The organism is Mesobacillus maritimus (assembly GCF_023715205.1).
Taxonomy (GTDB): domain Bacteria; phylum Bacillota; class Bacilli; order Bacillales; family Cytobacillaceae; genus Mesobacillus_B; species Mesobacillus_B maritimus_C.
Genome location: NZ_JAMBNR010000005.1, coordinates 282,554 through 294,771, shown reverse-complemented (window position 1 = coordinate 294,771; position 12,218 = coordinate 282,554). Strand labels below are relative to the sequence as shown.

At 37.4% G+C, this 12,218-nt stretch carries 11 protein-coding genes; 3 read left to right on the top strand and 8 right to left on the bottom strand.

Annotation, left to right across the window (positions count from 1 at the left end):
* Positions 1–102 precede the first annotated feature (102 nt).
* Complete coding sequence (locus M3182_RS09645; protein ID WP_251557903.1) at positions 103–1,773, bottom strand: DUF6044 family protein; 1,671 nt, start codon at positions 1,771–1,773, stop codon at positions 103–105.
* A 412-nt stretch (positions 1,774–2,185) separates the two neighbouring features.
* A complete protein-coding gene (locus M3182_RS09640; protein WP_251432552.1) occupies positions 2,186–2,884 on the bottom strand; it encodes a hypothetical protein in 699 nt (232 codons plus the stop codon).
* A 192-nt stretch (positions 2,885–3,076) separates the two neighbouring features.
* Here M3182_RS09640 and M3182_RS09635 point away from each other — a divergent pair, with 192 nt between their 5' ends.
* The gene (locus M3182_RS09635; protein ID WP_251557869.1) at positions 3,077–4,819 is read left to right on the top strand and encodes an AAA family ATPase; all 1,743 of its coding nucleotides are present in this window, start codon (positions 3,077–3,079) and stop codon (positions 4,817–4,819) included.
* 49 nt (positions 4,820–4,868) lie between these two features.
* Here the strand turns inward: M3182_RS09635 and M3182_RS09630 are convergent, their stop codons facing one another.
* The 3 genes from M3182_RS09630 to M3182_RS26130 all read right to left on the bottom strand — a co-directional run bounded on the left by M3182_RS09630 (position 4,869) and on the right by M3182_RS26130 (position 5,984).
* Complete coding sequence (locus M3182_RS09630) at positions 4,869–5,246, bottom strand: VOC family protein (protein ID WP_251557868.1); 378 nt, start codon at positions 5,244–5,246, stop codon at positions 4,869–4,871.
* A 232-nt stretch (positions 5,247–5,478) separates the two neighbouring features.
* The gene (locus tag M3182_RS09625) at positions 5,479–5,646 is read right to left on the bottom strand and encodes a hypothetical protein (RefSeq protein WP_251432559.1); all 168 of its coding nucleotides are present in this window, start codon (positions 5,644–5,646) and stop codon (positions 5,479–5,481) included.
* 203 nt (positions 5,647–5,849) lie between these two features.
* A complete protein-coding gene (locus M3182_RS26130; protein WP_285867600.1) occupies positions 5,850–5,984 on the bottom strand; it encodes a hypothetical protein in 135 nt (44 codons plus the stop codon).
* A 220-nt stretch (positions 5,985–6,204) separates the two neighbouring features.
* On the opposite strand from M3182_RS26130, the gene M3182_RS09620 reads away from it, so the two are divergent.
* Positions 6,205–6,987: a GNAT family N-acetyltransferase gene (locus M3182_RS09620; RefSeq protein WP_251557865.1), complete on the top strand. Its 783-nt coding sequence runs from the start codon at positions 6,205–6,207 to the stop codon at positions 6,985–6,987.
* A 99-nt stretch (positions 6,988–7,086) separates the two neighbouring features.
* Here the strand turns inward: M3182_RS09620 and ltaE are convergent, their stop codons facing one another.
* Both ltaE and M3182_RS09610 read right to left on the bottom strand, forming a co-directional pair.
* Positions 7,087–8,115 carry a low-specificity L-threonine aldolase gene (gene ltaE / locus M3182_RS09615; RefSeq protein ID WP_251557863.1) on the bottom strand — a complete coding sequence of 343 codons (1,029 nt, stop codon included), beginning with the start codon at positions 8,113–8,115 and terminating at the stop codon, positions 7,087–7,089.
* 101 nt (positions 8,116–8,216) lie between these two features.
* Entirely contained in the window at positions 8,217–9,182 is a 966-nt protein-coding gene (locus tag M3182_RS09610) for a C40 family peptidase (protein ID WP_251557860.1), read from the bottom strand.
* 590 nt (positions 9,183–9,772) lie between these two features.
* Here M3182_RS09610 and M3182_RS09605 point away from each other — a divergent pair.
* A complete protein-coding gene (locus M3182_RS09605; RefSeq protein ID WP_251432569.1) occupies positions 9,773–10,066 on the top strand; it encodes a HesB/YadR/YfhF family protein in 294 nt (97 codons plus the stop codon).
* 265 nt (positions 10,067–10,331) lie between these two features.
* Here the strand turns inward: M3182_RS09605 and selB are convergent, their stop codons facing one another.
* Positions 10,332–12,215 (bottom strand): selenocysteine-specific translation elongation factor, encoded by a 1,884-nt coding sequence (gene selB, locus M3182_RS09600; RefSeq protein WP_285867595.1) that lies wholly within the window; start codon positions 12,213–12,215, stop codon positions 10,332–10,334.
* Between the last annotated feature and the right edge of the window lie 3 nt (positions 12,216–12,218).

The following is a 12,218-nucleotide window of genomic DNA, read 5'->3' as shown; positions in this document are numbered from 1 at the left end:
GCTGACAAAATTCATTTTCTTAATCGAATTTCTAATTTTTTCATGCTATGCTTCAAATCCATTAAAGATGGCTATACAAGCTGTACGGACTGCCTAGCTAATTTACATCGCTCTATAAAGATGGATTTTCCAGGCTGACTCTTCTGATTGAAACACTTTTTCTAAAGCTAAGCCATTCTCCTCGGCATTTTCGATTGGGATTGCCGAGAAGAAATAACTTCCTCCCATTTGTTTAAATTGATCTGTGTTCAATTCTAAATTTTTCAATGTCTTTTTGGAATTTTTTTTGAACATATAATGCTTGCCAAGTTCTGCTGTAAAAATATAACAGCGCCCACCCCATTCATCAAAATAAGTCCGAATTGTTTTATTCTTGTTTAATTCTTTCTCAATAATTTTACGAAACTCATATTTATAGGTCAGAGGATAAAAATTATTATATGTATCAAGGGTATAAAAACCATTGTATTGAGCTATGGCAGGATGAATTCCAATACTCGCTACACGATAGTCTGCCTGTGGTAGTCCAATATACTCTTTAATTTCTTCAAACTGATCTATTGCATAAAATTCACCAACGGAAGGCCGATTTTGGAAAACGACTTCTTCATTAGCAAAAAGGAGTAAGACCACTTGAGCAATCGCAATCAAAGGAACGGATTTACGCCACCAAAGTCCTTGATTCCAGAGAATTTTTAAACTAATAGCAAATAAAACATAAATAATCAGTGGCCGCAAAAAATGATATCTAGCAAAATTAAATGTATCTAGAAAATGGAGTCTCTCGGTAAGAGGTAACCAACCTCTATAAAACCAAAATGCGTACCAAACACTTAAAAGGAAATTTAAAGCAAATAAAAAGACAAAGGTTTTTTCCTGCTGCCAATTTTTCTTCAACCAAACATATATAAAAGCAATAAACAAAACAGGTTGAATCACAATTGTATGGACCGTCATGACATGGTTATGTCCAATGAAATAATTTTTGAATGAGAGTCGAACGCTATTCCAAAACGTCAGCCGCGCATGGAAATATTCATCTCTGCTATTCGGCTCATGGTCAAAAAGAAAGGAGTAAACTAAGCGATACTCAACCAGCATAAAAATTCCTGTCATGTAAACAATCGCAAAAAAGAAAGGCCAGTTCCATCCTTTTCCTCTGATTACATCCACTAACCAGAAAATTCCTATAGCAGTGAGAAAAAAGAAAAAGCCTAACACAACACTGGCATAAAGAGGGATCAAGGTTAATACTAGGTAGTTTTTCCACGAGTTTTCCCTGTTTCTTATGTTTAAAAAAGCCCAGAGCGCTAGCGGCATGCCAAGTGTACTAAGCATCCCTGATGGCCAAAAAGGTGTCATTGCGAACGCTAATGAAACTCCGACTCGAATGATCCCCCGTTTTTCTCCAGGAATAAAATGTTTTTTCAGTAATAAATACATGCCGAAAAAGGCCACGAAGCGAGTTATTCCTTGGCTTAAACCGTAAGCAATCATCGTTGGAAACCAGGCATGTAGCCAGACAATCAGACTATACTCTGTACCAAATGCATTTCGCTGGAGTTCTCCGTTAATGATTTGAGGAATCCGTGCTTCCGTTGATCCCAGGATTTCACCACTCTCGGCTAGAACCTTATACCAAGCAAGGTTCGAGTCTAAATTATCATGGACTCTTATATGGGCATTGTCACCAAGAATAAATATCGGTGATAAAAATAAGGTCAACAGGATGATAGCCCCCATCACTAGCCGCTTTTCTGTTTTTGATTCCATTACAACCAATACGCACACCCCATAAAGCCGATAATGTTACTTTTAAGTTTCCTTGTTATCCTTGAAACTATTCCCTTTTCTTCCAATTTCAATCCTATCCTCTTACATTCCTAAAGGTTGTTTGTAATGATTGTTGTAAAAATCCTAAAGTCGATACTAACGTGAAATAAGCTTTTACTCCGCTATTACTTCGTTTATCTGCTCGTATCTCCTCTTCTACATACTCTGGATAAAAATCATAGCTAAATCATTTATTTTTTCATTCAAAAAAGTAAAAAGTTTGGGAAAAGAGCTTTCCCCAAAAAAACAGTGCTCGGCGAATGAGCACTGTTTAACCAACAATTATTCACAGTTATTTGAATACTAATGCCACTTGATTTGATCAGCTATCTTATGAAGAGATAACTGTGCACTAAATCATGTCATCATAGCCTATTAGGGAATCCATATGACTGGCAATCATTGCAATGATTGTGCTAGCTTCTTCCTTGGTAAAGATAAAATTAGATTCGTCTTTGATTAGTTCATCATCTTCTGTCCATATACGGTTAATTCTTCTTAAAACGCCATCCCCTGTATCGTTAACAATACCAAATTGATAAGTAACCTCCACTTCATCTTCCTTTTGGAAGGCCGTTACTTCTGGGGTTTCCCATTCAACATCAATTTCTTCGAAAATATCCTCGCTGTCATCAATGATTTCCCCTACATAATACTCATCACGATTATCCTCAATTTCTTCTAAATATTGATAATCATCTTCATCGACTTCATCAACATAATAAATTTCTGTGTCGTCTTCATTTAGAAACTCATGGAAGCTCTCGTGAACGGCATCAACAATGTTCTCAATATCAGAAAGAATTGTTCGTGATGGTTGCTCAAAATCGACATCAAAGGTCTCTACATAAAACTCTTCATTGTGTGGGTCAAAGAATAATGTACAAAAATAATCCCTTTCATTCTCCTCGGTCTCCACAAAAAACTCGATTCTAGGGTGTTTCGCACTTCGGTCGATTGACATATGGCCAGTTTGATCATACTTTTCACAAATGGATTCTAAGTGATCCTGTAATTCGCCTGTTACTCGGTCAAACCATTCTAATGACAATTGCTTCACATCCTTTCATAAGACTCAGATGTATTCTTTCCTAAATTTTAATGAATGTTGATACCAGTTTCCACCAAGAACATAACTGAGGCTTTTACAACATCAACCCGTTCAGCATTGCTTATATTTACCATCCCCTTTCATTACCGAAAAAACCTATAATGTTTATAGGTATAAAAAGGAGATGAATGGATGAATACTTCAAAGATTGTAACGAAATGGCTTCCGTTATTACTCGTATTTATCATCATTATAAGTATAGGTACAATGTACTTTTTCCAATATAATAGCAACAAGTTATCTGTTCCATTTTCAACAATAGCTGATAAGGTAGAAACTCTTGGTTCATCTTCTGCAGAAATCATCGAAAAAGCGAATGGAACAATTGAATTGAAGATCGGCGATCTCACATACGTGGCACAAGTTCCACCAAACAGTCAACTGGTGGATCGCCTTGTCGCAAATGAAAATGTCCTTTACAGCTACTCAACAAACAGCCAGTATGGGCCAATGGTTTTAGGTGGAGTTTTACTGCTTCTAGTCACAACTTTTATTTTCACTCGTAAGAAAACGAAGAATGCTGGGACCTGGGGCAGAAATTCAATGAAGAACAGTGTTTCGAAACCTAGTCCCTTGCCAACCATTTCAATCGAAGATGTTGGTGGTCTTCAAGCGGAAGTGAAGGATGAAATCTTACAAACATTATCAATCCTTAAAAACCCTGAACGTTCTATTAAAATGGGCATTCAAGCCCCTAAAGGAATTTTATTATATGGACCACCTGGCACAGGGAAAACCCTCCTAGCACAAGCGATTGCAAAAGAAATGAATGCCAATTTCTTTTCTGCTAGTGGTTCTGCTTTTAACGAAATGTTTATTGGTGTAGGTGCTTCAAGAATTCGTAGTCTGTTTGCGAACGCCCGAAAGCAAGGTCCTGCGGTCATTTTTATTGACGAAGTCGATGCATTGGCTGGTAAAAGGAAGCCACATGGTGGTGAAGAAGGTGAAAAGACATTAACTGAACTGTTGGTACAGCTTGATGGTGGTCATAACAACGATGGAATTTTATTTATTGCAGCAACGAACCGGAAAGATATGTTAGATGATGCTTTTCTCCGCCCAGGGCGAATCGATTTTACTTTTCAAATTCCACTTCCGGACACAAAAGGAAGAAGAGAGATTATTGAGCTTCACATAGTAGGGAAAAATCTCGCAAATGAGGTTTACAATTCTCTCGATAGCCTAGCAGAGAGCACTTCAGGGTTTTCAGGTGCTGATATTGCTTCTTTGTTCGCAACAGCAAGTCGTTTTGCGTTAAAAAATGGGCGCGATGTTCTACTAAAATCAGACTTAGATTACGCTTTAGACAGAACGATCCTTGGCAGTTCATCTCGTGCCCTGAATGATGCCGACGTTAAAAAGCGAGTAGCCATTCATGAGGCTGGGCATGCCATAGTGTCAGCTGTCACTAAGCCAGGGTCTGTACGAAAAGCAACAATTATACCTCGTGGTCAAGCACTCGGATATGTTGCACCATTATATAAAGAACTTCACTTGTCAACAACAAGTGAACTTTTAGATAGACTCGCAATGATTCTTGCTGGTGGTGTAGCAGAAAGGATCTATTTAGGTGAGCATAGCATTGGCGTTAGTGGAGATGTCAAGCAAGCTAAACAACTGTTGGAACAAATGGTCGACACGGGATTATTGCAAAATGGTTTCACATTAACATTCAGTAACGAAGCAAAAGAGTCTCAAATGCAACAACTCTTTCAAACAGCTGTCAAACAGGCCGAAACCCTTATCCGATCAAACGAAGAAGAGTTTCTCACATTGGTTGATACTTTGCTAAGGAAAGAAACATTAGAAGGAACAGAAATTGATGAAATACTGACAAAAAAGAAATCAACTACAAGCGAACCAACACCTGCATAAAGCAAAAAGTGATTTCTTTCACGAAATCACTTTTTTGCTTTGCACAATATTATCTTGAGGGTTTCCATTCCAAAAGTTCAATCCGATTTCCAAATGGGTCATGGATATGAATTCGATTTGCCCCAGGCAACAAATGGTCTTCAATAAATAGAATTTTGTGTTTTGTTAAATGTTGTTTGAGACCTTCTAGGTTTTCAATTTTAAACGCAGGATGAGCTTTTTTTGATGGTGAAAACGGTTCTTCGATGCCAACGTGGATTTGTACATTTCCACTTTTAAACCACGCCCCACCATTTGTTTTTAATGCTACGGGCTTTTCAATCTCTTCCATTCTTAATATCCCACAAAAAAACTCACGAGCTTCCTTTTCTTTCCCTTTAGGGGCCGCTAATTGAATATGATCAATATCATTAAATCGAAAAGACAACGCATTTCCTCCTACTATTATTTACTGTTTAAATCCTTTTTATATATTTAGATATTCCAGAGTCAAAATGAAAATCCTCCAGAATTCTGGAGGACATTATTTTTATTAGCCGTTCTCTTTTAGTAGAAGTACATCATCATTATTAAGAAGAAAAATCAATATTATCCTTAGAAATACGTATACCAATAAAAATCGATTTAGCTTTTTAACAACTGTTTTCATTAAAATTGCCTTAGATAAAATAATCCCTATCATCATTTTCGGGGTCTATTGCTTCAGCTAACAAATGAATATCTTTAATAATTTGTAAACGAATCGATTCATTCTCGCATTTCTTATACTCATTAAATAAACGACCAAGTTCCTCAATGAAAATGGTTACCTCTTCAACCTCCGCCATGCTTTTGCTCCTTTTTTAACATGATCCCCTAAGACCTTTTTGCTACATGTCTTTATAAATGTTAACCCCGTCCGTTAGTATTCGGTAGAACAGGTACAGTTTTTTATACCCAAAGTTACCAAAGATTAAACTTGTTTTACAATCATATTAATTTTTTCCACAAAAAGAGAACCACCCTATGAGAAAGTGGTTCTCTAGCCACCTTATTGTGACCAATCACTTGTAAGCTCTAATAATCTATCAATCTCAACATGGCTCAGTATGATCTCAGGCGCTTCCTCAGCGATTTGAGTCGTTTTTTCAAGTAGTTCATCAATATCTGTATAAGCTTTCACCATACCGAACCTCCACTGTTTCTTTACGTTTTAATGATTTTTCAATAAAACATTCGGAAACTTTTTTTCGTAAATGGGGGTATAGGGAAACTTTTTTTCAATGACCTAAAAATTTTTTTGAAACCTAAACGATCTTTATTAACAATAACACTATCTTTCCAAATATAATTCCCTTACAATGGATATTAAATTTTTCTATTTTTTTGAATAAGGGGGTACAGAGATGATTAGAAAGTTAACTAAACATGACGATGAGATTGTAATGAGTTTCCTCGGTGATGAACCGTCTATCAACCTTTTTATTATTGGGGATCTCGAAGCATTCGGATATGAAACGGATTTTCAGGAATTATGGGGAGAATTCACAAATACTGGAGAACTAAAAGCAGTTCTATTAAGATTTCATCAATCATTTATTCCTTATGCAAAGGGGTCTTTCGACATCGAGAAGTTTGGAGAAATTATGAAATCTTATTCTCCTAAACCAATTCTTTCTGGAAAACAAGAAATCGTTGAACAGTTTGAAAGTTTACTAGAAATTGCCCCAGGGAGAAAACAAGTAACATATTTTGCAGAGTGTCGTACAGATTACAATCTAGATACACCGCAACTTCCTATCCAAATAGCAAGAATCACGGATGTAGATCAAATTATGGAGCTGCGATCAACAATTGATGAATTTAGCCTTAATGATAGTACACGAAAAATGCTCATTCAAGCAATGGAAACAAAGACCGGGCGAACATATTATTTAGAAGAAAGTGGAAAGTTTATCGCCTGTGCATCGACAACAGCAGAAAATACGATGTCCGCAATGATTGTTGGGGTTTGTACGCACAAAAATTTCCGGCAAAGAGGACTTGCGACAGAGATTCTTCAAAAAATGGTAAAAGACGTTCTCAACGAAGGAAAAATCCTATGTCTCTTTTATGATAATCCTGCGGCAGGTAGGATCTATAAACGACTAGGATTTCAAGATATTGGAATGTGGACAATGTATCGTTAAAATATTTCGTCGTGAGCCATAAAAGTAGTTTTCCTTTTATTATTCATTCAATAGTTACGGCAGTAATGGTTCTACATCGCTGCCGTAACTTATTTTTTACTATTTCTTATTAACGGCCCGTGAAATCGCATCTATAGCTAACTTTATATCATTTGCGCTAACATTTAAATTTGTTACAAGCCTTACAGTACTTAGGCCTGCACTACCAGAAAGAACACCTTCAGCTTTTAACGCGACAACAAATTCATCAGCAGTCACCCCCAATTCCTTCACATCTACAACCACAATATTTGTCTCCACTTCATTTACAACAGCAAGGCCGTCGATATTGCGGATTCCATCTGCTAATAGACGTGCGTTTTCATGGTCCTCAGCTAATCTATCTTTCATCTTAGTTAATGCAATTAAACCTGGTGCAGCAATTACTCCTACTTGTCTCAGCCCGCCACCAAGTCGTTTTCTCCACACTTTTGCTCTTTGAATAAAATCTTTGCCACCAGCAATAATCGATCCAATCGGAGCACCTAACCCCTTTGATAAACAGAACTGTACCGTATCCGAATATTGAGCAAATTCCTTCACATCGACGTCAGCAGCAACTGCTGCGTTAAACAGCCTTGCCCCATCCATATGAACAGGAACTTGATGCTTTTTAGCCACTTGGTAGATTTCCTTCATATTTTCCACAGGTACAACCGCTCCACCAGCACGATTATGCGTATTTTCAATGCAAATTAATCCTGTTTCTGGATAGTGAATATCGATTCCGCGGATCGCTTCATGAACTTTTCGTGGATCCATTGCCCCTCTTATGCTTGGGATGGTTCTAGTTTGAACCCCGGCTAATGCTGCAACTGCACCTGATTCATAATAAAATATATGTGATTCCGCTTCGAGAATAATTTCTTGGCTTGGGCGGCAATGTGTGAGCACGGCAATTTGATTCCCTTGTGTCCCACTCGTTACAAACAACGCTGCTTCTTTTCCTAACACATTAGCAGCAGTTTCTTCTAATTTTTCCACTGTTGGGTCTTCTCCGTATACGTCATCCCCAACCTCAGCAAGATACATCGCTTTTCGCATTTCCTCTGTAGGTTTTGTAACTGTATCACTTCTTAAATCAATCATTTTAGTTCCCCTTTGCTTTATGTAGATTCAATAGTTATAGTTTACCAGAAAAAAAAGCATTGCAGAATCAACTGCAATGCTTTTTTTCCTTTCTTTGTCTATTAAAATGCTGTTTTTGCACCAAGATAACGAGGCTTCCAATAGGAATTATTCATATCGCTAATTGTTACACCTGTTGAAGACCCTGCGTGAATAAATTTGTTATTTCCAAGATAAATCCCTGCATGTGACGGTCCTTTTGCATACGTTTCAAAGAAAACAAGATCGCCTACTTTTGGAGTTGATACCGTTTTTGTTGCATCCCAAATCGTTGCAACTGTTCGTGGAATTGTGATCCCTACTTTATTAAAAACGAAATTTAAATAGCCACTACAATCAAAACCTGACGTTGTACTGCCACCCCAAACATATGGAACTCCAATATGTTTTTTCGCTTCCGTAATTAAAGCATCAACTTTAGCCTGGGTAGATGGACCCCCTGGAGCATTCGAAACAGGCGTTGTCGCCGTTCCAGTGACTTTTAACACTTGTCCTACATAAATAATGTCTGAGCTTAAGTTATTCATCGTTTTCAATTGTGCCACCGATACATTATGGCGAACTGCAATATGTGAAAGAGTATCTCCACTCTGAACTTTGTAAGTAGATACCGTGGTAACAGGCGTTGACTGTGTTTGCTCCGCTTTCCCTGAGACTTTCAAAGTTTGTCCAGGCTGAATAATGTCAGAAGCTAAACCATTCAACGTTTTTAGATCTGAGATCGACATATTGTAAGTTTTTGAAATTCCCCATAGTGTATCGCCTGATTTCACAACATACGTATTTGTAGCCTTAGCAACAACATTGGATTTAGGTGCAGCAACGACTAATTTTTGATTCACAAAAATTGTTGGTGCCGATAGTTGATTCCAATTTAGTAACTCGTCCACTGTGGCATTATATTTTCTTGAAAGCCCCCATAATGTATCACCAGATTGAACTGTATGAACACTAGCACTGGCCGAAGCACTAAATGAAGAAAACAAAATCCCCGTTGTGGCAAGCATTGTCACTAACCTTTTTTTCATGTAAGCAACCCCTCTAGCTGAATAATTGTACATAAATATACTATTGATTTTAGAGCTAGATTCACAGTTTTAAAATATGGAAATTTAGGTATGTTTCTCCTAATTTACTAGAATAAGGACCCCATCTTATTACCTAAACCATAGTTGTCAAGGATTCTGCTTCTTTGTTCTCCGGCAAAAACGCTAAATTATTCACTCTAGCAAAATTTGCTAGTTGTCATTATTCGAAAAAAGATGTAGAGGGATTGTAACATTCCCATCCTAATTTCAGGCTCTGACAAATTTATATTAGTAGCATAGATATAAATCTTTCATACATTTAGATAGACCTGATAAATTTTAGCATGAAAAGTGAGCCTTTTTGTGTTTATATACAAAAGCGATGCGAACAAAAACAACTGTATAATCAAATGACTATGCTTTTACTAATTGTATGGGTATGAAAACTATCTATATTAAAGTCATTCTTTTTCTTGTTTACTGCAGATATTTGACGGTTTCATGACACTAACCAACATCGTGACGAATATCACAAAAGGTCTGTACCTTTTGTTATACAATTCAATTAACGAAAGGATGGTGCATACTTAATGATCAAAATTGAAAACGAAGCCTATCACTGGTTTGAAACTGAATTTGACGTACCAAAACCGTTTTTCGTTCGACTTTACCCACAATATGCGGGATTTGGTGAAAAGAACAAAGGCTATAGCCTTGCTTTTGCCCTTGAACAACCAAATATAGTTGCGACCAAACAAGAGATGAATGGTATTACCTTTTATGTAGAAACAAATGATGCTTGGTTCTTTGATAAAACTAACGTTAAAATTCAATTCAACGACGATAAAAAAGAGATCTTTACAACCTTTTTAGAAGAAAAATAATTAACCTTCCAAGAGCCCGATTCAATATACGGGCTCATTTTTAGTTTTAAACTCTTTGCTCAACTTTTGTTACTTTTGAAGAAATAAATAAACGATGTTATAACAATAAATAGGTTTCATTCATGAAAAAAAGAGCTCGCAAAACTATTTTCAGCTTAAGACGATTATTGCGTTAAAATCGGCTTTAGGAATTTAATCTTTACGAGATATAAGAAGTTAGCCATTATTAAAAAAGGCAACGAACTATTGTCCGTTACCAAGTTTTCTATCTACGCCATATCCGTTTATTTTCTACTCTTTTCGTTAAACCGAGAGTGTCTAGTCTTTCTAAAAATGGAATCATATATTTCCGAGATAAATCAACAGCATGTTTTGCATCCCCAACTTCAAATTCAGCTCCAGTTTGTTTCCGAAGCTGATTTACTGTGTCCTGAAATAATTCCTTATGCCAATAATATTGTTCGTCTAATGGGACAATCAATTGCTGTTCCTCTAGGAATTTTTTCAGCTCAGTCACTAGCTGATCAGGTATGCCTGCATCTTTAAAGTAATCTTTCAAATAACGGACTTTTAAACCATCCTGCTTTAACTCTGTCAGCAGATTTTCCGTCCGCTTTTCCCAATTTTTCGGCACGTGTGGGTTAAATGATGCCAATTTGATAAACTGATCCTTTCGAGTGAATACATCTTTTTTTAGCCCATTTTCAATGACAAAATCAAATAAATTTTTAGGAATTAGTTTTTGCATACCTTGGTATAATTCTGCTTTATTTAGTCCTTGGCGCATTGGATTTTTACGGTGATATTCCTCTAATTTATCCACCAAATCGTCTTCTATTGCCTCGATAAGCTGGACTAACGTATATTCTTTACCACTGTACAATAAAAACTCTTCACGTTTCAGTACTTCTTTCAATGTTGCCTCATCAAGAGCCGTACTTTTAATCAAATCTTCGAACGTCAAGCTTTTCGCCTCGTAAAGAGCTGCGGAAATCCTTTCAGTTGGCGTTCCGACCTTCTTCTTTTCAAGTTCTACAATGGTTTGCTTGCCGAATCGGTACTTGTTTCCACGCGGGTCAATAACCCAACCTCCACCAATCGTTTCTTGTGGGCTTGGTCGCCGGACAATAAAACGATCACCTCGTTTCGTGACGATCTCTTCCTCGAGACGTAATTGACACAGAATTTCATCGGTTTCCTCTTTTAGTTCATTACGGTCAAAAAAGACAATCCGTCCCATTACTTCCGCCGTACCGATATGACACTTAATTGGTGTCCGTTGCTTAACAAGATAATCGAGGTCTTCTACAACTCTTATCGCGACGTCGATCGTTCTTGTCACTATAAATTGGTCTGATAAAACAAGAACCTCACCGCGCTCTATCTCATCCTTTGCGATACCTGACAAGTTAATGGCCACCCTTTGCCCAGCAAAAGCTTCAACGGCAGGCTTATGGTGCACTTGTAGTTGCCGTGCGCGTACTTCATGTCCCTTTGGCATAATCTTTAATAATTGACCTTCCTTGACACTGCCTTCATATACAGTCCCACGAATGACCGTGCCTTGACCTTTTACGGTAAATACCTGATCAATTGGCAAGCGAAAAGCTCCCCGTGAATCACGTTCTTCTTGTTGTTTTAGTGTTTCAATAATTAAGGCCTTCAATTCTTCAATACCTTTTTTTGATAAAGAATCCACCATCATTAATGGGGAATTTTCAAATACGGTTCCTTCTAGCTCCCCTAATATATCTTCTTTTACAAGATCAATAAATTCTTCATCAACCCGGTCCGTCTTTGTAACCGCAATGATTCCAGCCTTGATGCCGAGAAACCCTAATATTTCTAGATGTTCTTTCGTTTGCGGCATAACACCTTCATCAGCGGCAACGACTAGTACGACAAGATCAATACCGGCAACTCCGGCAATCATTTGCCGAATAAAACGCTCATGTCCCGGTACGTCAACTACCGAAATTTGCAGTTCGTCATCCTCATGCAAAGGGGCGAATCCTAGTTCGATTGAGATTTGCCGTTCTTTTTCCTCTTTTAAGCGATCAGTATCTACATTAGTCAACGCTTTCGTTAGCGTTGTTTTCCCATGATCTATATGACCGGCCATTCCTATGGTAAAATACCGTTTACTCAAGCT